17 protein-coding genes are annotated in these 19,137 nt (G+C 57.3%); 9 read left to right on the forward strand and 8 right to left on the reverse strand.

The genetic code is table 11. The features are described 5' to 3' along the window. Positions 1-7: 7 nt before the first annotated feature. Genes ssuD through ssuE form a run of 3 tightly spaced genes read right to left on the reverse strand, consistent with a single transcriptional unit; the run spans position 8 to position 2,692 of the window. Positions 8-1,153, reverse strand: a complete 1,146-nt coding sequence (gene ssuD, locus KFZ77_RS06730; protein WP_264385807.1) for an FMNH2-dependent alkanesulfonate monooxygenase — start codon at positions 1,151-1,153, stop codon at positions 8-10. Next, positions 1,150-2,127 carry a sulfonate ABC transporter substrate-binding protein gene (locus KFZ77_RS06735; RefSeq protein WP_426445154.1) on the reverse strand — a complete coding sequence of 326 codons (978 nt, stop codon included), beginning with the start codon at positions 2,125-2,127 and terminating at the stop codon, positions 1,150-1,152. The genes ssuD and KFZ77_RS06735 overlap by 4 nt, the downstream gene beginning before the upstream one ends. Next, positions 2,120-2,692, reverse strand: a complete 573-nt coding sequence (ssuE, locus tag KFZ77_RS06740) for an NADPH-dependent FMN reductase (RefSeq protein WP_264385808.1) — start codon at positions 2,690-2,692, stop codon at positions 2,120-2,122. The genes KFZ77_RS06735 and ssuE overlap by 8 nt, the downstream gene beginning before the upstream one ends. 248 nt (positions 2,693-2,940) lie before the next feature. Here ssuE and pyrD point away from each other — a divergent pair, with 248 nt between their 5' ends. Continuing rightward, a complete protein-coding gene (gene pyrD, locus KFZ77_RS06745; protein WP_264385809.1) occupies positions 2,941-3,951 on the forward strand; it encodes a quinone-dependent dihydroorotate dehydrogenase in 1,011 nt (336 codons plus the stop codon). A 324-nt stretch (positions 3,952-4,275) separates the two neighbouring features. Further along, on the forward strand, positions 4,276-4,818 hold the full coding sequence (locus KFZ77_RS06750) for a cell division protein ZapC (protein WP_264386155.1): 543 nt from the start codon (positions 4,276-4,278) through the stop codon (positions 4,816-4,818). A 4-nt stretch (positions 4,819-4,822) separates the two neighbouring features. Here the strand turns inward: KFZ77_RS06750 and KFZ77_RS06755 are convergent, their stop codons facing one another. Beyond that, positions 4,823-5,932, reverse strand: a complete 1,110-nt coding sequence (locus KFZ77_RS06755; RefSeq protein ID WP_264385810.1) for a YcbX family protein — start codon at positions 5,930-5,932, stop codon at positions 4,823-4,825. Between the two features lie 102 nt (positions 5,933-6,034). Between KFZ77_RS06755 and rlmKL the strand changes: the two genes are divergently transcribed. The 6 genes from rlmKL (at position 6,035) to rmf (ending at position 13,956) form a co-directional block, all read left to right on the forward strand. Then, positions 6,035-8,152, forward strand: a complete 2,118-nt coding sequence (gene rlmKL, locus KFZ77_RS06760; RefSeq protein WP_264385811.1) for a bifunctional 23S rRNA (guanine(2069)-N(7))-methyltransferase RlmK/23S rRNA (guanine(2445)-N(2))-methyltransferase RlmL — start codon at positions 6,035-6,037, stop codon at positions 8,150-8,152. Between the two features lie 2 nt (positions 8,153-8,154). Then, on the forward strand, positions 8,155-10,068 hold the full coding sequence (locus KFZ77_RS06765) for an ABC transporter ATP-binding protein (protein ID WP_264385812.1): 1,914 nt from the start codon (positions 8,155-8,157) through the stop codon (positions 10,066-10,068). Positions 10,069-10,083: 15 nt separating this feature from the next. Further along, complete coding sequence (gene pqiA, locus KFZ77_RS06770; protein WP_031520151.1) at positions 10,084-11,352, forward strand: membrane integrity-associated transporter subunit PqiA; 1,269 nt, start codon at positions 10,084-10,086, stop codon at positions 11,350-11,352. Further along, positions 11,342-12,982 carry an intermembrane transport protein PqiB gene (gene pqiB / locus KFZ77_RS06775; protein ID WP_031520149.1) on the forward strand — a complete coding sequence of 547 codons (1,641 nt, stop codon included), beginning with the start codon at positions 11,342-11,344 and terminating at the stop codon, positions 12,980-12,982. Before pqiA ends, pqiB begins: the two co-directional genes overlap by 11 nt. Beyond that, entirely contained in the window at positions 12,979-13,545 is a 567-nt protein-coding gene (pqiC, locus tag KFZ77_RS06780; protein WP_031520148.1) for a membrane integrity-associated transporter subunit PqiC, read from the forward strand. The genes pqiB and pqiC overlap by 4 nt, the downstream gene beginning before the upstream one ends. Positions 13,546-13,788: 243 nt before the next feature. Next, entirely contained in the window at positions 13,789-13,956 is a 168-nt protein-coding gene (rmf, locus tag KFZ77_RS06785; protein WP_072001969.1) for a ribosome modulation factor, read from the forward strand. A gap of 72 nt (positions 13,957-14,028) precedes the next feature. Here the strand turns inward: rmf and fabA are convergent, their stop codons facing one another. Together fabA and KFZ77_RS06795 are read right to left on the reverse strand one after the other, a co-directional pair. After that, on the reverse strand, positions 14,029-14,547 hold the full coding sequence (gene fabA / locus KFZ77_RS06790; RefSeq protein ID WP_031520146.1) for a bifunctional 3-hydroxydecanoyl-ACP dehydratase/trans-2-decenoyl-ACP isomerase: 519 nt from the start codon (positions 14,545-14,547) through the stop codon (positions 14,029-14,031). Between the two features lie 68 nt (positions 14,548-14,615). Further along, the gene (locus KFZ77_RS06795; protein WP_264385813.1) at positions 14,616-16,370 is read right to left on the reverse strand and encodes a Lon protease family protein; all 1,755 of its coding nucleotides are present in this window, start codon (positions 16,368-16,370) and stop codon (positions 14,616-14,618) included. A gap of 185 nt (positions 16,371-16,555) precedes the next feature. On the opposite strand from KFZ77_RS06795, the gene matP reads away from it, so the two are divergent. Next, entirely contained in the window at positions 16,556-17,014 is a 459-nt protein-coding gene (gene matP, locus KFZ77_RS06800; RefSeq protein ID WP_264385814.1) for a macrodomain Ter protein MatP, read from the forward strand. A gap of 65 nt (positions 17,015-17,079) precedes the next feature. Here matP and ompA read toward each other — a convergent pair whose 3' ends face one another. Both ompA and sulA read right to left on the reverse strand, forming a co-directional pair. Continuing rightward, positions 17,080-18,156 (reverse strand): porin OmpA, encoded by a 1,077-nt coding sequence (ompA, locus tag KFZ77_RS06805; protein WP_152548355.1) that lies wholly within the window; start codon positions 18,154-18,156, stop codon positions 17,080-17,082. 354 nt (positions 18,157-18,510) lie between these two features. After that, complete coding sequence (gene sulA, locus KFZ77_RS06810) at positions 18,511-19,014, reverse strand: SOS-induced cell division inhibitor SulA (RefSeq protein ID WP_264386156.1); 504 nt, start codon at positions 19,012-19,014, stop codon at positions 18,511-18,513. Positions 19,015-19,137 lie beyond the last annotated feature (123 nt).

Genomic DNA, 19,137 nt, shown 5'->3' on the forward strand with positions numbered 1-19,137 from the left:
CGCCTCCTTAACTCTGCGCCACGTTGCGCGGAATAAACTCGTTTGCTACCGCTTCACCCTGCGCCTTCAACGGCTGCGACTGCGGCACGTCCGGGATAGCGACATCCAGATGCGGGAACAGCAGTTCGCCGACGCGCCACGCCTCTTCCAGATGCGGATAACCGGAAAGGATAAAGCTGTCGATGCCGAGATCGGCATACTCATTGATGCGTGCCGCCACGGTGGGGCCGTCGCCCACCAGCGCCGTGCCCGCACCGCCGCGCACCAGGCCGACCCCGGCCCACAGGTTCGGCGCAATCTCAAGCCCTTCACGGCTGCCGTTATGCAGGGCCGCCATACGCTGCTGACCGACTGAGTCCTGGCGGGCGAACGCCGCCTGCGCTTTGGCGATGGTATCGTCATCAAGATGCGAGATAAGCCGATCCGCGGCCTGCCACGCCTCTTCGGTAGTTTCACGCACGATAACGTGCAGGCGAATACCGAAGCGGACCTTGCGCCCGTGGGCGGCGGCTTTGGCCCGCACCTGGGCGATTTTTTCTTTCACCAGCGCCGGCGGCTCGCCCCAGGTGAGGTACAGATCGACCTGCTCAGCGGCCAGCTCCTGTGCCACGTCCGACGATCCGCCAAAGTAGAGCGGCGGCCGTGGCTGCTGCACCGGCGGGAACAGCAGCTTCGCGCCGCGCACCTGAATATGCTTGCCGTCAAAGTCCACCGTCTCGCCTTCCAACAGGCGACGCCAGACGCGGGTAAATTCCGCCGACGCCTCGTAGCGCTCGGTATGGTCGAGGAACACGCCGTCGGCAGCCAGCTCCTGCGGATCGCTGCCGGTGACCAGGTTGAACAGCGTGCGGCCATTCGAGAGGCGATCCAGCGTCGCCGCCTGACGCGCCGCCACGGTGGGGGAAATCACGCTGGGTCGAAGGGCTACAAGGAACTTCAGTCGCTGTGTCACCGGGATCAGGGAAGCGGCCACCAGCCAGGCATCCTCGCAGGAGCGCCCGGTCGGGATCAGCACGCCGGTAAAACCAAAGCGATCCGCAGTCTGCGCAATCTGCTGCAGGTAACTGTGATCCACCGGGCGTGCGCCCTCATCGCTGCCCAGATAGTGGCCATCGCCGTGGGTCGGTAAAAACCAGAACAGATTCAGACTCATGATTTCGCTCCTTTCGTGAGGGTGGGGTGCCAGATGCGGTCGCGGATGTCGAGCTGCTTCGGCACCAGGCGGTTCTCATAGAACAGATCGGCGGTTTGCTGCTGACGCGCGGTGGTTTCTTCATTTACTGGGGTAATCGATGTCGGCGGCCGATGATCGAGATAGGTGGCGATCACCTTTTCCGGCAGCCCCATGCTGGTCGCCAGCAGCGTGATGCTTTGCTGACGCTGTGAAAGGGTCAGGGCATCGGCATCGCTGAAGGTTTTCAGTACCCCGAGCAGGAAATCGCCGTTGGCCTCAGCGTAAGGGCGCGCGGCTAAATAGAAGGAGCCGGTCTGCTTGAGCCCTTCACCGTCCTTCAGCACCCGCACGCCGCCGTGCAGCAGTGCCGCAGAATAGTACGGGTCCCAGATGGCCCAGGCATCGACGTTGCCCTGCTGGAAGGCGGCGCGGGCATCGGCCGGCGACAGATAAATCGGCTGAATATCCTTAAAGGTCAGCCCGGCCTGCTGAAGGGCACGCAGCACCAGGTTGTGGGAGCTGGAGCCTTTCTGGAAGGCGACCTTTTTGCCTTTCAGATCGGCGACATTTTTCAGCGCGCTGTTCTCCGGCACCAGAATCACTTCGGCTTTCGGTTTCGCCGGTTCGGAGCCGATATACACCAGGTCCGCGCCTGCCGCCTGGGCAAAGATCGGCGGAATATCCCCGGTGCTGCCGACATCAATGCTGCCGACGTTCAGCGCTTCCAGCATCTGTGGCCCGGCCGGGAACTCGACCCAGGTGATGCGGGTGTTGGGGTAGCGCTGTTCGAGGAATTTATGGCTTTTCGCCAGCACCATGCTGACGCTGCCTTTCTGATAGCCGATGCGCAGCGCCTCGGGTGCCGCCGGTTCAGCGGCCTGGCTTAGGGTACTAACGCCCAAAAGGGCACCAAGCGCCAGCCCGACGGCACGGCGTGAAAGGGAACTAAACATGGACAGCTCCTTGCGTTGTCAGGGACGGAACAACAGCTTGCGGGCGGTGCAGCGCCTGCCAGAAGGTTTCCAGCGCGTTATCGAGGCGCAGCTGGAGAGACGGCGTAAACGCCGGCGTGTACTGGTAATCGGCGATCTGGCTGTCATCGGCGTAGACCCCGTGCAGGATCTCCTGCGCTTTCAGCGCGTTGAGGACCGGTTTCAGGGCGTAATCCACTGCCAGCAGATGGGCGACCGTGCCGCCGGTAGCCAGCGGCAGCACCACTTTATTTTGCAGGGCGCGTTCAGGGAGCAGATCGAGCAGGGTTTTTAGCGCTCCGGAAAAGGACGCTTTATAGATGGGCGTCGCGACGATAAGCCCGTCGGCGTCCTGGAGTTGCTCAATAAGCGCGAGCAGAGCCGGACTATCGAAGCGGGCATAAAGCAGATCCTCCGGCGCGAAATTTTGCAGATGCCAGTGGCACACCTCAACATCGCGGGCGCTGAGCTTATCCCGGGCATATTCCAGCAGGGCGCTGGAGCGGGAGGGGAAGCGCGGGCTTCCCGCCAGTGTAATAACGCGCATGGCGGCTCCTTATAACCAAAAGTTTGCATATGAAACACATTGATAACAATTTGAGTTATCCTGGCAGAGGCGCGAGGTTCCACTAAATGATTTATCTGGCGTTTTTATGCCGGATTTTGAATAAGTGGTGGTCGGCGAGGAAAACGTTTGCTTCGCGGGGGCGTTTTTTGCCCTGAGTCAATTCCCTTCGGGCGTGAGATCGCAGATAATACCGCCCCGGTTTGCACACCGGGAATCCAGGAGAGTTCATGTACTACCCCTTCGTTCGTAAAGCCCTTTTCCAGCTCGACCCAGAGCGCGCGCATGAAATGACGTTTTCGCAGCTTCGTCGTGTTACCGGCACCCCGCTGGAGTTTCTGGTGCGCCAGAAGGTTCCCGCTAAGCCGGTGACCTGCATGGGGCTGAATTTTAAAAATCCGCTTGGCCTTGCAGCAGGCCTCGATAAAAACGGCGAGTGCATCGACGCGTTTGCTGCGATGGGGTTTGGATCGATTGAGATCGGTACCGTGACGCCGCGTCCGCAGCCGGGTAACGATAAGCCGCGTATTTTCCGGCTGGTGGCGGCCGAAGGGCTGATCAACCGCATGGGCTTCAATAATCTCGGCGTTGACAACCTGGTCGAGAACGTCAAAAAAGCCCATTTCGATGGGGTGCTGGGAATCAATATCGGCAAAAACAAAGATACGCCGGTGGAGCAGGGTAAGGATGACTATCTGATCTGTATGGATAAGGTCTATGCCTATGCCGGTTATATTGCCATCAATATATCGTCGCCTAACACCCCGGGATTACGCACCCTGCAATATGGCGACGCACTGGACGATCTACTGGTGGCCATTAAAAATAAACAGCAGGCGCTGGCAGAAAAACACCATAAATATGTGCCCGTCGCGGTGAAGATCGCCCCGGATCTGAGCGAAGAAGAATTGATCCAGGTGGCAGATAGCCTCGTCCGACATAATATCGACGGCGTTATTGCCACCAATACCACCCTCGATCGTTCACTGGTGGAAGGGATGAATTATGCCAGTGAAGCCGGTGGTCTGAGTGGGCGTCCGCTGCAGCTAAAAAGCACCGAGATTATTCGTCGGCTCTCTGGCGAATTAGCCGGACGCTTACCCATTATTGGCGTAGGGGGAATTGATTCGGTAATGGCCGCGCGGGAGAAAATGGCCGCCGGCGCGAGTCTGGTGCAGATCTATTCCGGCTTCATTTATAAAGGGCCGCCGCTGGTAAAAGAGATCGTCACTCACCTCTGATATTTGCCCGCCTCCAGCAATGATATTCGGCCCGTGCGGGCCGTTTATATCCTTAACGTAAATTTTCTCCCGCCTGCTTTTATCCGCTTTCCGTTACATTTATTTACCGGTTTGTAAATTTACCGCTTCGTTATTGGTGCAAAAATAACGATTTGCTGCCTGAATTATCACTCAGGCTGCTGAGTGCTTTATTTTTATATCTGGTTGTTTTATATTCCGCTGATGTTGCAAATTTGAACATATTGCGCTTTTCTTATTTTGGCAGTAAACGAAACGGCGACAGGGACGATAATTAGTCGGCGATTGGGTGGCGGAGAGAATGTGATGCGAATAAAACCGGACGATAATTGGCGCTGGTATTTTGATGAAGAGCACGATCGTATGATGCTCGATCTGGCCAATGGTATGGTGTTTCGCTCGCGCTTCGCCCGAAAAATGCTCACGCCGGATGCCTTCAATCCATCAGGTTTTTGCGTGGACGACGCAGCGCTTTACTATGCGTTCGATGAGCGCTGCCGCGAGATGGCATTAAGCCACGCCCAGCGCGCGGAACTGGTGCTGAATGCGCTGGTGGCGATTCGTTTCCTGAAACCGCAGATGCCGAAAAGCTGGCACTTTACCGCTCATGACGATTACTGGCAGCCCGCCTGCGCTGACGCTGCCGCGGTATGGCTGAGCGATAACCTCGAACAGGTGAATCTGCTGGTGGTGGAAGCGGGCGATAACGCCACGCTCTGTCTGGTTGCCCAGCCGGAACTGACGCTGGCCGGGCGCAGTATGCAGCTTGGCGACGCGATTAAAATCATGAACGACCGTTTGCGCCCGTTAGCGGGCGTCGAGCGCGTGGCGCTCGACCAGGCCGTCTGACGCACTACACGTCTAAACGAATATTTCCCGCCGGAATACAGCTGCAGCTCAGAATGGTGCCGTCATCTCTGATGGCGCTCTGCTTGAGCGGCGTCACTTCCCCTTCGACTAAACGCACGCGACAGCTGCCGCAGATGCCTGCCCGGCAGGAGTAGGGGATGCGAATGCCCTGTTGCTCCAGCTGCTCCAGCAGCACCTGCTGATTGTTACCGCGGAAGGTCTGGCTCTGCCAGGCGATTTCAAGCGCGCTTTCCGGCTGCGCTTCCACCTCCATGGCTTCACTTTCCGGGCCGGCCCCGTAGAGACGCGCCGGTTTACGCGCCAGCACCTCCACGCTATCGCCGCTGCGGATAACGCCGCTTGCCCGGGCGATCAGGTTAAGCCCGAAATCGACGTCGCCGTTATCCTGAGCGGTACGAAAACGCTGCAGCGTGGCCAGCGGCTCGCCGGACGGGTGCTTGCGGCCCTTCTCGGGACTGACGGTGGTGAAGATACAGCGGCTGCACGGTTTCACCACGTCAAAAGTCACCTCGCCGATACGCACTGTCTGCCAGGTATCTTCATCCCACGCGCTGGCCCCGGACACCACCAGATTCGGGCGGAACTGATCCATGCGTACGCCCGCGGGGCAGCGGTTCTGTAAATCACGCAGTGAGGCCTCGCTGGTCAGTAGATAGGGATAGCCGTCGGCGAAGGAGAGCGGCACCGCCGCATGGTTTTTGACCCGGCGCGTCAGTTCCGGCCCGACCCAGCGCAGCTGGACGTCGCGACCAAAGAAGCCGCTCAGCCAGCGGTTAATGGCCTCAGGGGCAATCAGCGCGGTGAAATGGTTGCCCCACACCTCGGTGGGCGCGCCGCTGGCATCAAAGTCGGCAAAGCGCACGATGGCGCTGCTGCCATCCGGGGCTGTGAGGTGCAGACCATCGTGCAGCGGTGCCGGGGTGAACAGCACCATCTGCGGATGCTGACGGGCGGTAATAAAGGTGCCATCGGTTTCCGTCACCATAAAAATTCGATCGAACGCGAAGCCGCTCTCCGTCGCCAGGGCGTGAGATTGCTGAATTCCGCGCATGGATTTAACAGGATGGACATAAAGACGAGTCAGAGTGAGCACTGCGGCCTCCGTGCAGAATGAAATAAGCGGGGCAACTTTATGACATGCGTTGCGGATTAGCTATAATGCGCAACAATTTTCTTTATCTAAGTAAGTGACGATATGATTTCTCTGTTTGCCAGTACTGCCCGTGGCCTGGAAGAGCTGCTAAAAACTGAACTTGAAACCCTGGGCGCCAGCCAGTGCCAGGTAGTTCAGGGGGGGGTGCATTTTGAAGGTGATGCGCACCTGCTCTACCAGAGCCTGATGTGGAGCCGGCTTGCGTCACGAATCTTAATGCCGCTGAGCGAATGCAAGGTCTACAGCGATCTTGACCTCTACCTCGGCGTGCAGGCCATTAACTGGACCGAACTCTTCGCCCCGGATGCCACCTTCGCGGTGCACTTCAGCGGCCTGAACGACACCATCCGCAACAGCCAGTACGGCGCGCTGAAGGTCAAGGACGCCATCGTTGACGTCTTTACCCGTAAAAACCTGCCGCGTCCGAACGTCGATCGCGAGATGCCGGATCTGCGCATTAACGTCTGGCTGAACAAAGATACCGCCAGCATCGCCATCGATCTCAGCGGTGAAGGTCTGCATCAGCGTGGCTACCGCGATCGTACCGGCCAGGCACCGATCAAAGAGAACCTCGCCGCCGCCATCGTAATGCGCTCTGGCTGGGAAGCGGGTACGCCGCTGCTCGATCCGATGTGTGGCTCCGGTACGCTGCTGATTGAAGCGGCAATGCTCGCCACCGATCGCGCGCCGGGCCTGCACCGCACCCACTGGGGCTTTAACGGCTGGGCACAGCACGATGAAACCCTGTGGAAGAGCGTGAAAACGGAAGCCCAGCTGCGCGCTCGCCGCGGTCTGAGCGACTATCAGGGCCGCTTCTACGGTTCAGATAATGATGCCCGCGTCATCGAGCGCGCGCGCACTAACGCCCGACGCGCCGGCCTGGGTGACGTGATTACCTTCGCGGTGAGCGATGTGGCAAACCTGCGCAACCCGCAGCCGGAAGGCCCGCATGGCACCGTCATCAGCAACCCGCCTTACGGCGAGCGTCTGGAGAGCGAACCGGCGCTGATCGCGCTGCACAGCATTCTTGGCCGCATTATGAAAAGCCAGTTTGGCGGCTGGAACCTGTCACTGTTCAGCGCCTCACCAGAACTACTGAGCTGTCTGCAGCTGCGCGCCGACCGCCAGTTCAAAGCGAAAAACGGTCCGCTCGACTGCGTACAGAAAAACTATCAGCTGGCGGAAAACACCAGCGGCGCGGTGCCGGGCCAGCTGGCGGAAGACTACGCCAACCGCCTGCGCAAAAACATTAAGAAGCTCGACAAGTGGGCGCGTCAGGAGGGCATTGAGTGCTATCGCCTGTACGACGCCGATCTGCCGGAATATAACGTGGCGGTGGATCGCTACGCCGACTGGGTGGTTGTTCAGGAGTATGCTCCGCCGAAAACCGTCGATCCGGCGAAAGCGCGTCAGCGCCTGTTCGATATCATTGCCGCCACCCTGTCAGTGCTGAACCTGCCGACCAATAAGCTGGTACTGAAAACCCGCGAGCGCCAGAAAGGCAGCAGCCAGTATCAGAAGATGGGCGAGAAGGGCGAGTTTATGGAAGTGCGTGAATATGACGCGCGCCTGTGGGTCAACCTCACTGATTATCTCGATACCGGCCTGTTCCTTGACCATCGCATCGCGCGCCGCATGCTCGGCGAGATGAGCAAAGGGAAAGATTTCCTCAACCTCTTCTCCTACACCGGCAGCGCCAGCGTGCACGCCGGGCTGGGCGGGGCCAACAGCACCACGACCGTGGATATGTCGCGCACCTACCTGGAGTGGGCCGAGCGCAACCTGCGTCTTAACGGCCTGAGCGGCCGCGCGCACCGCCTGATCCAGGCCGACTGCCTCGGCTGGCTGCGTGAGTCCACCGAGCAGTTCGATCTGATCTTTATCGATCCGCCGACCTTCTCTAACTCCAAGCGTATGGAAGACTCGTTCGACGTGCAGCGCGATCACCTGACGCTGATGCGCGATCTGAAACGTCTGCTGAAACGCGGCGGCACCATTATGTTCTCCAACAACAAGCGCGGCTTCAAACTCGATCATGAAGGTATGGCGGCGCTGGGCCTTAGCGCTCAGGAGATCACCCAGAAAACCCTGTCACCCGATTTTGCCCGCAATCGCCAGATCCATAACTGCTGGCTCGTTACCCATGCCGGGAAGGAATAAGAATGTCTTTAATTAGTATGCACGGCGCCTGGCTCTCATTCAGCGACTCGCCGCTTCTGGATAACGCTGAACTGCACATCGAAAACAGCGAACGCGTCTGTCTGGTAGGGCGCAACGGCGCCGGTAAATCGACGCTGATGAAAATCATCAACCGCGAACAGGGTCTGGACGATGGCCGCATCGTGTACGAGCAGGATCTGGTGGTGGCGCGTCTGCAGCAGGACCCACCGCGTAACGTGGCGGGCAGCGTCTATGATTTCGTTGCCGAAGGCATCGAAGAGCAGGCGGTCTATCTCAAGCGTTACCACGAACTCTCCCACACGGTAATGACCGACCCGAGCGAGCGCAATCTCAACGAGCTGGCGAAAGTGCAGGAGCAGCTGGATCACCACAACCTGTGGCAGCTGGAAAGCCGTATCAACGAAGTGCTGCTTCAGCTCGGTCTCGATGCCGATACCGCGCTGGCCTCGCTCTCCGGCGGCTGGCTGCGTAAAGCGGCGCTGGGCCGCGCGCTGGTGAGCAACCCGAAGGTGCTGCTGCTCGACGAACCCACCAACCACCTCGATATCGAAACCATCGACTGGCTGGAGGGCTTCCTGAAAACCTTCCCCGGCACCATTATCTTTATCTCGCACGACCGTTCGTTTATCCGCAACATGGCGACCCGCATCGTCGATCTCGACCGCGGTAAGCTGGTTTCTTATCCGGGCGACTACGATAAATACCTGCTGGCAAAAGAAGAAGCGCTGCGCGTTGAAGAGCTGCAGAACGCCGAGTTCGACCGCAAGCTGGCGCAGGAAGAGGTGTGGATCCGCCAGGGCATCAAGGCACGTCGCACCCGTAATGAAGGACGCGTGCGCGCGCTGAAGGCGATGCGTCGCGAACGCGGCGAGCGCCGGGAAGTGATGGGCAGTGCGAAGATGCAGGTGGAAGAAGCCTCCCGCTCTGGAAAAATCGTGTTTGAGATGGAGAACGTCGATTACGCGATGGCCGGCAAACAGCTGGTGAAAGATCTCTCCGCTCAGGTGCAACGCAGCGACAAAATTGCGCTGGTTGGCCCGAACGGCTGCGGTAAAACCACGCTGCTGAAACTGATGCTCGGTCAGCTTAAGGCTGACAGCGGACGCGTGCACGTCGGAACTAAACTGGAAGTGGCCTACTTTGACCAGCACCGCGCCGAGCTGGACCCGGATCGCACCGTGATGGACAACCTCGCGGAAGGCAAGCAGGAGGTGATGGTCAACGGTAAACCGCGCCACGTGCTCGGCTATCTGCAGGACTTCCTGTTCCACCCGAAACGCGCTATGACGCCGGTGCGTGCGCTGTCGGGCGGTGAGCGTAACCGCCTGCTGCTGGCGCGTCTGTTCCTCAAGCCCAGCAACCTGCTGATCCTCGATGAACCGACCAACGACCTTGACGTCGAAACCCTGGAACTGCTCGAAGAGCTGATCGACGGTTATCAGGGCACGGTCCTGCTGGTGAGCCACGATCGTGAGTTCGTTGATAATACCGTGACCGAGTGCTGGATCTTCGAAGGCGAAGGGCATATCGGCCAGTACGTGGGCGGCTATCACGACGCGCGCGGTCAGCAGGCGGCTTCTCAGGCGCATCGCCAGAGCCAGCCTGTCGCAAAAAAATCGGAAGATGACGCGGTCAGCAAACCACAAACTGTAAAACGCAGCAGCAACAAACTAAGCTATAACATGCAGCGCGAACTGGACCAGCTGCCGCAGCGTCTTGAAACGCTGGAGGCCGAGCTGGACACGTTGCAGTCGCAGGTCAGCGACCCGTCATTTTTCAGCCAGCCGCATGATGTCACTCAGGCCATGCTGGACAAACTCGCAGCCACCGAAGCGGAACTGGAAGCCGCGTTTGTGCGCTGGGAAGAGCTTGAGTCACTCAAAAACGGTAGCTAATTAGGGAGAACGGGCATGTGTGAACACCACCACGCCGCAAAGCATATTTTGTGCCCACAATGCGACATGATGGTGACCCTGCCGTCGCTGCCGCACGGGCATAAAGCCAACTGCCCGCGCTGCGGCACCACGCTGACTACGCGCTGGGAAGCGCCGCGTCAGCGTCCCACCGCCTGGGCGCTGGTGGCGCTGTTCATGCTGCTGCTGTCGAACCTGTTCCCTTTCGTGAATATGAAAGTGGGCGGCATCGTCAGCGAAGTGACGCTGCTGGAGATCCCCGGCGTCATGTTCTCTGAGGATTACGCCAGCCTCGGTACCTTCTTCATGCTGTTTGTGCAGGGGGTGCCGGTTTTCTGTCTTATCTCAATCCTGCTGCTGGTCAACCGCGCCTCGCTGCCGCGCAGCGTCAGCCATTTCCTCGCCCGTTCACTGTTTAGCCTGAAAAGCTGGGGCATGGCGGAGATTTTTCTCGCCGGCGTGCTGGTGAGCTTCGTTAAGCTGATGGCCTACGGCGATATCGGCGTAGGCAGCAGTTTTGTGCCCTGGTGTCTGTTCTGCTTTGCCCAGCTGCGGGCGATGCAGTGCGTGGATCGGCGCTGGCTGTGGGATGACATCGAACCGATGCCGGTGGTCGAGCGGCCGCTGCGCGTTGGCGTGCCGGGCATCCGTCAGGGGCTACGCTCCTGCGCCTGCTGCACGGCCATTCTGCCCGCGGAACAAAAAATCTGCCCGCGCTGCGGTGTGAAGGGCCGGGTGCGACGTAAGAATAGTATTCAGTGGACCATGGCGCTGTTGGTCACCTCTATCATGCTCTACTTCCCGGCCAATATGCTGCCGATCATGATCACCAGCCTGCTGGGGGACGACATGCCCTCGACCATAATTGCCGGGGTTGTGCTGCTGTGGAGCGACGGCTCGTATCCGGTGGCGCTGGTGATTTTTATCGCCAGCATTATGGTGCCAACGCTGAAAATGATCGCCATCGCCTGGCTATGCTGGGATGCCAGGGGCCACGGCAAGCGCGACAGCGAACGTATGCATCTGATTTATGAAGTGGTGGAGTTCGTTGGCCGCTGGTCAATGATTGATGTATTTGTAATTGCCGTGCTCTCTGCGCTGGTACGCATCGGCGGACTGATGAATATCTATCCGGCCATTGGCGCGGTGATGTTTGCACTGGTAGTAATTTTGACAATGTTTGCAGCGATGACATTTGATCCGCGTTTGTCATGGGATCGTGCAGCAGACCCAGGCCATGAGGAGCCTACAAAGCATGGAAAATAACAGCGGGGACGCGAAGGTGCAGAAGGTGAGAAACTGGTCACCGGTATGGATCTTCCCCATCGTCACGGCGCTTATTGGTGCCTGGATCCTCTTCTATCACTACAGTAATCAGGGGCCGGAAGTCACGCTCATTACCACCAACGCCGAAGGCATTGAAGGCGGGAAAACCACCATCAAGAGCCGGAGCGTTGATGTTGGCGTGGTAGAGAGCGCGGTGCTGAGCGACGATCTGCATCATGTTGAAATTAAAGCGCGGCTGCATGCGGGTATGGAAAAACTGCTGCACGGCGACTCGGTGTTCTGGGTGGTAAAACCGCAGATTGGCCGCGAAGGGGTGTCCGGGCTGAACACGCTGCTGTCGGGTGCCTATATCGAGCTGCAGCCGGGCAGCAAGGGCAGCCAGCCGGAACAGTATAAGCTGCTGGATTCGCCGCCGCTGGCACCGCCGGATGCGAAAGGTATCCGCGTGGTGCTCGACAGCGCCAAAGCAGGGCAGCTGAATCCCGGCGATCCGGTGCTGTTCCGCGGGTATCGCGTTGGTTCGGTAGAGACCAGCACCTTCGATCCCCAGAAACGCGCCATGAGCTATCAGCTGTTTATCAACGCGCCGAACGATCGGCTGGTGACCAGCAACGTGCGCTTCTGGAAAGACAGCGGCATTGCGGTGGATCTTACCGCCGCCGGGATGCGCGTAGAGATGGGGTCGCTGACCACGCTGTTCTCCGGCGGCGTCAGCTTCGACGTGCCGGACGGCATGGAGCTGGGTCAGCCGGTGGCAGAGAAGAGCGAATTCCGTCTTTACGACGATCAGAAGAGCATTCAGGAGTCGCTGTATACCGATCACATTGACTATCTGCTGTTCTTCAAAGATTCGATTCGCGGCCTGCAGCCGGGTGCGCCGGTTGAGTTCCGCGGCATCCGTCTGGGTACCGTAGGACAGGTGCCGTTCTTTGTGCCGGGCCTGCGCCAGGCGCTGCACGGCGACTACCGTATTCCGGTGCTGATCCGCATTGAGCCGGAGCGCCTCAAGCAGCAGCTGGGGGAGAATCCGGAAGTCGATAAGCATCTGCAGGATCTGCTTAAGCAGGGTCTGCGCGCGTCGCTGAAAACCGGGAACCTGGTGACCGGGGCGCTGTATGTCGATCTCGACTTCTATCCAAACGCCAAAAGTAAGGATGAGCGCATCACCTTCAACGGCTATAAGGTTATCCCGACCGAAAGTAGCGGGCTGGCGCAGATCCAGCAGCGCCTGATGGATACCCTGGATAAGATCAACAACCTGCCGCTGAATCCGATGATTGAACAGGCGACCAATTCGCTGTCTGAAAGCCAGCGCACCATGCGTCATCTGCAGCAGACGCTGGATAATCTGAACAAGATCACCGCCAGCCAGTCGGCGCAGCAGCTGCCGCAGGATATGCAGTCCACGCTCCGTGAGCTGAACCGCAGCATGCAGGGCTTCCAGCCAGGTTCGGCCGCCTATAACAAGATGGTGGCGGATATGCAGCGTCTTGATCAGGTGCTGCGCGAACTGCAGCCGGTGCTGCGTACGCTCAACGAGAAGAGCAACGCGCTGGTGTTTGAAGCGAAGGATAAAAAGGATCCGCAGCCGAAGAGGGCGAAACAATGAAGAAATGGCTTCCCGTAGTGGCCGCTATGCTGCTGAGCGCCTGTAGCAGCAGCGAAGAGGATAAGACGTACTACCAGCTGCCGTCGGCAACGCAGAGCTACGCGGCAAACCAGACTGCTCAGGACAACCGCCTGCTGTGGGTTGAGCAGGTCTCGGTGCCGGACTATCTCGCCGGTAACGGCGTGGTGTATCAGACCACCGACGTGCAGTACGTTATCGCCAACAGCAACCTGTGGGCCAGCCCGCTGGATCAGCAGCTGCGCAATACGCTGGTTGCTAATCTGAGTAGCGCCCTGCCGGGCTGGGTCGTCTCCTCCCAGCCGCTCGGCGCGACCCAGGATACGCTGAACGTTAACGTCACCGGCTTCCACGGGCGCTACGACGGGCATGTGATCGTCAGTGGGGAGTGGCTGCTTAATCATCGCGGCACGCTGACCAAACGCCCGTTCCACGTTGAGCTGACTCAGCAGGAAGATGGCTACGACGCCATGGTGAAACAGCTGGCTGCCGCCTGGCAACAGGAAGCGCAGTCGATTGCTCGCGAGCTTACGCGTCTGCCATAAAAAAATGCTATAGAAAAAAAGCCGCAGCCCTCGGGTTGCGGCTTTTCTTTTTATCTCCGGCAGTTAGCCTGTGCCATGCATATTTCAGCAAAATTTGTCCCGTGCATACTTCACATTTATGACATTGGCGTGAATTTTGCGCATTGACCATCACCTCTTTTCCGCGTATTGCTTAAGCGTGATTGCGCATTTTGTAATCACTGTTTTCTTTTCCACCAGACTAACGCATGAGGGAAACGAGGCATGAAGAGACAAAAAAGAGATCGCCTGGAACGGGCTCATCATCGTGGATATCAGGCCGGGATCACCGGACGGTCAAAAGAGATGTGTCCGTATCAGACTCTGAACCAAAGATCTTACTGGATGGGAGGCTGGCGAGAAGCCATGGAGGACAGGGCTTTAATCGCCTGACTCAGTCTCTTTAAAAAGAAACCTCCGCACTGCGGAGGTTTCGCCTTTATGAGACCTGCCACTAACGCGGGATCAGAACGCTGAAGTATCTTTGAACAGGCCGACTTTAAGATCGTTAGCGGTATAGATCAGGTTGCCATCTACCAGCACTTCGCCATCGGCAACGCCCATGATCAGGCGGCGGTTTACCACACGCTTGAAGTGAATACGGTAGGTAACTTTTTTCGCGGTCGGCAGAACCTGACCGGTGAATTTCACTTCACCAACGCCCAGGGCACGGCCTTTGCCTTCGCCGCCCAGCCAGCCGAGGTAAAAACCAACCAGCTGCCACATGGCGTCAAGACCAAGACAACCCGGCATCACCGGATCGCCAATAAAGTGGCAACCAAAGAACCACAAATCCGGATTGATATCGAGCTCGGCTTCAACATAGCCTTTATCGAAGTTACCGCCGTCTTCGGTCATTTTGACCACGCGGTCCATCATCAGCATGCTGGGAGCTGGCAACTGCGGGCCTTCAGCACCGAACAGCTCACCACGGCCAGAGGCAAGAAGATCTTCTTTTGTATAGGATTCGCGTTTATCTACCATGTTTAAAGTATGCCTTATTTTAGTGAAGGACGCAGGTTAGCTAACACGTGTACGCTGAACAAGTCCGATCAGTTGTGGTTGAACCAGTTTAGCCAGCGTAACGGCCAGGGACGCACACGCGCGTCCTGCTGCGTAGCCTGATTAATTCGCTCCTGAATGGCTTGCAGAAGGGTGGTTTGCCCTTCGCTATCCCACGGCAGGGTTGTCAGTAAAGGTAGCGCATCGCGCACGTCTTCTATGGCCCAGACAGAGAATTTTTCCTCTTTTACCGCGTCGAGTACGCTCTGGCTCAGGCTGAGATGACGCACGTTTGCAGCAGGAATAATCACGCCCTGCTCGCCGGTAAGACCGCGGGCTTCACAGATGGTGAAAAACCCTTCGATTTTTTCGTTCAGACCGCCGACCGGCTGAGCGCGGCCAAACTGGTCCACCGAACCGGTGATCGCCACGCTCTGTTTAACCGGAACTTCCGCCAGCGCGCTGATGAGAGCGCAAAGCTCAGCCATTGATGCGCTGTCACCATCCACTTCGCTATAGGACTGCTCGAAGGTCAACGACGCGGAGAACGGGATCTGCTGGTCGAGCTGCAGCTCGGTCATCAGGAACGCCTGCATGATCATCATGCCTTTGGCGTGGATGTTGCCGCCCAGTTCGGCTTTGCGTTCGATATCGTTAAACTCGCCGTCGCCGATGTGCACCACGCAACTGATGCGCGAGGGTTCGCCGAAGGCGCGCGGATGACCGGGGAATTCCACCACCGACAGGGCGTTTATCTGGCCAACACGTTCGCCTTCGGTTTCAATCAGGATCTGATCGAGCAGGATTTCGTCCTGCATGCGCTCGGCAAGGAAGCCTTCGCGCCATTCCCGGGCAGTCAGCATCTCTGTAAGATGCGAGGCGGTGAAAGGTTCACTGCCGCTGAAAGCAACGACATCGCGCAGCTGGCGCGTCAGCCAGAGCGGACAGAGCGGTAGCGTTTGCTGGTCGCCGGTATAGCGCACGGCTTCGTGGATCAGCACCGGCCAGCTATCATCGCCGGGCAACGGCAGCTGATGCAGCCGCGCGGTAGCGCACACCCAGCCAGCCCAGAGCGCCATGTCGCTCTCTTCAGCAATCTGCAGCGTATCCTCATATTCGCTGTAGATGGCCTGCTCGGCGAGCATTGGCTCTGTTTCCTGGAAATCAGCCAGCGATTCGCGGTCACCAACCAGAATGACTTTCAGATCCAGCGGCAGGGAAGGGACCGCGACCGGCAGCGGGCGACTTTCATCGATGGGCAGCCAGTCGAAACGACGCTGGATCACCATCTGCTTGAGACGCAACCACAGCAGCGGCTGCGCCAGTACAGCACGCAGGGAAAGCACCAGTGTGCCGCCGTTAGCGCGATGGATCAGGCCTGGTTGCAGGCTCAGCTCGGCCCCAAACTGACGCACACAGCCAAACAGCTGCTCGCTTTCGATCCAGTCAGCAACCACCACGTCGCCTTTAGCGGCGAAATCATCTGCAGGGGACAGTGCGGTGTGAAGGGTAACCTGATGGCCATTAATAACATAGCGTCCGCCAGCAGCCGCCGTATTCGGGGAGGCATACTGTTCGGCTAACTGCGCCACCAGGTGAAGGTATTCAGAGGCTTCCAGCGCTTTAACCAGCATCCATGATGAGGACGCCCGGGGCTGATTGAACTGTTCAAGTCCATAGCATAAACGCGGCTGGATAGCGGTGAAATCAACGTCATCATCATGCGTTGTCGGCGTGGTCAACACTTCAGCAAAGCTGTCGGTGTCCGGCTTGAGCGCCTGCCAGTCTAATCGGGTAATGGTCAAAGTCGATGTTTTTTCAGTCAGATTTCAAAAGCGGGATTATACCGTAACCGGCGAGGCAGCACACCGCTAAAGCGCCACCCGACGCTAAGATTCTTACGCGGTTTCACATCCAGACGATTTATGCTCAGCGAAATGCTAAAAAACTGATATTCTGAAATGAGTTACGCGGTCACACTGAGATTACGATGAAATATCAACAACTAGAAAATCTCGAGAGCGGCTGGAAATGGAAATATCTGGTGAAAAAGCACCGGGAAGGTGAGCTTATTACTCGCTATATTGAATCCAGCGCGGCGAAAGAGGCAGTTGATCTGTTACTCAGCATGGAGAACGAGCCGGTAAAAGTGCTGGGATGGATTGATAAGCACATGAATCCGCAACTCGCGAACCGGATGAAGCAGACCATTCGTGCGCGCCGCAAACGTCATTTCAATGCTGAACATCAGCACACCCGCAAAAAATCTATCGACCTTGAATTTATGGTCTGGCAGCGGCTCGCCGGTCTGGCACAGCGACGCGGTGTGACGCTATCAGAAACCATCGTCCAGTTGATTGAAGATGCGGAGCGCAAAGAGAAATACGCGTCGCAGATGTCCACGCTCAAGCAGGATCTAAAGGCGATGTTGGGTAAAGAGAAGCCTTAACGTTTTTACCGACGACCCGAAATAAAAAACCCCGCCGAAGCGGGGTTTTTTTAAGAGCGGGTAACTTAAGCCTGCGGCTGAGTTACAACGTCTTTGATGCCTTTAACTTCGATTTCTACGCGACGGTCCGGCGCCAGGCAATCGATCAGCGCAGCACGCGCTTTCACGTTGTCACAGGTGTTGCCAGTAACCGGGTTGGATTCACCCATGCCACGTGCAGAGATCTTGTTAGACGGGATACCTTTAGAAACGAGGTAGTCAACTACGGACTGAGCACGTTTCTCAGACAGACCCTGGTTGTAGGAGTCAGAACCGATGCGGTCAGTGAAGCCCAGAACCACTACAGAACCGTCTTTCGGATCCAGGTTGCTCAGCTGGGTGTACATCTGATCCAGCGCCTGCTGACCTTCCGGTTTCAGGGTTGCTTTGTTGAAGTTGAACAGAACGTCAGACTTCAGAGTGAAGTGCTTGGTCTGTACTTCCGGAGCCGGAGCCGGAGCCGGAGCTACAACTGGAGCCGGAGCTTCTTCCTGACCGAAACGGTAGGAAACGCCAACGCTCAGCATGCCGTTGTCCGGACGGGTACCAACGGTGTTACGGTCACCGATGTTGTTGGTCCACTGGTATTCCAGACGGGTAGCGATGTCGCGGGTAACTGCCCACTCAACACCACCAGCAGCCAGCGGGGATACGCCGGTGTCGTGGTCTTTCAGACGAACGCCTTCCGCGTTAACAGCGGTAGCGTCTGCACGCCATACCATACCACCGAGACGGGTGTAAACGTCCAGCTCGTCAGTAACCGGGTAGCTAAGTTTGGTAGTCAGCTGGATGCCCTGAGCTTTCAGCGCGCCGTTTTCTGGCTGACCTTTATACTCCATGCGTCCCAGCCAGTCGTAGCCGATTTCGAAACCAACATACGGGTTAACCTGGTAACCTGCGAAGGCACCTGCGCCCAGCTGGTTTTCGTGGGTCGGACCACTACCGATACCATTGTCGTAGCCGTTACCGTCGAAACCGGTGTCGTGGTACTGGGACCAACCCAGCTTAGCACCAGTGTACCAGGTGTTATCTTTCGGAGCGGCTTGCGCTACGGTAGCGAAGCCAGCCAGTGCCACTGCAATCGCGATAGCTGTCTTTTTCATTTTTTGCGCCTCGTTATCATCCAAAATGGCCATGAACGCCTTAAAAGAGCTCACGGTTAAATCCTTACACCGGGGTTATTGGCTCATTTGTAACTCTACCGATAAGTTCGGTTTATGATGAGCAACCCTGGCGATGTAAAGTCTACAACGTAGTTGGAAACTTACAAGTGTGAACCCCGTCAGGCATATGAAAAAAAACAGATTGCAAACATATTTTTTAACATTTATGCCTTTTTTTTGGACAACGCATTTTGATGAAAACCCCAGCAAACCTAAGCAGGAAGGGAACTATTGCTTAATTGTTAATGGCCTGGCCGTGACAAAAATATTACGTGGGAATTCTCTTAAATTTACTTAATGATACAAACTCGAATGAATCTTTAGGCCAGAAAGTGGTCCGTGGCTGTACGATGTGCTCTGCAAAGGGCGCATCACAAAGCCTACCGCATTACCCATTTCTGCCGCTTCAGTGAGTATTTTTTGCTCATCGCGGGTGAGCTCATGAGGCAGCCAGCCAATCACGACGCTGTAGTTACCGGTACGTAACGCGCGCGCCATCGTCTCTACCGTAAATTCCGGAGCCATCTGGCTCACCTGCATCACTTTAGTTAACGGCAGACCAGCGGTTTGCACCCATGAACGGCTCAGCTTTTGCTGCGGCGTTAACCACAGCTGCCAGCGCGATTGCTTACCAAGCTGTTGCAGCAGCGGCAGCAGCACCATCTGCGTTACCCACGGCTGGTCTTCACGGTAAACCACTTCACTGATCATACCTTTTACCGTCTCGCCGGAAGCGTGACGATCCTGCGAAAGAGGTTGTTTGTGGTCAGGGTGTGTTTCATAACCAGATACGTACATAATGAATCCCGCCTGTGGGTTACTGTATGCATATACAGTACTGCTGCTTCGCATAAAGATCAATCAAAAATTTCGGAAGCGGCTCGCAAAATTCATCGCTACTTTCGGAACAGATTAAATTCC

The organism is Siccibacter colletis (assembly GCF_025914095.1).
GTDB lineage: Bacteria > Pseudomonadota > Gammaproteobacteria > Enterobacterales > Enterobacteriaceae > Siccibacter > Siccibacter colletis.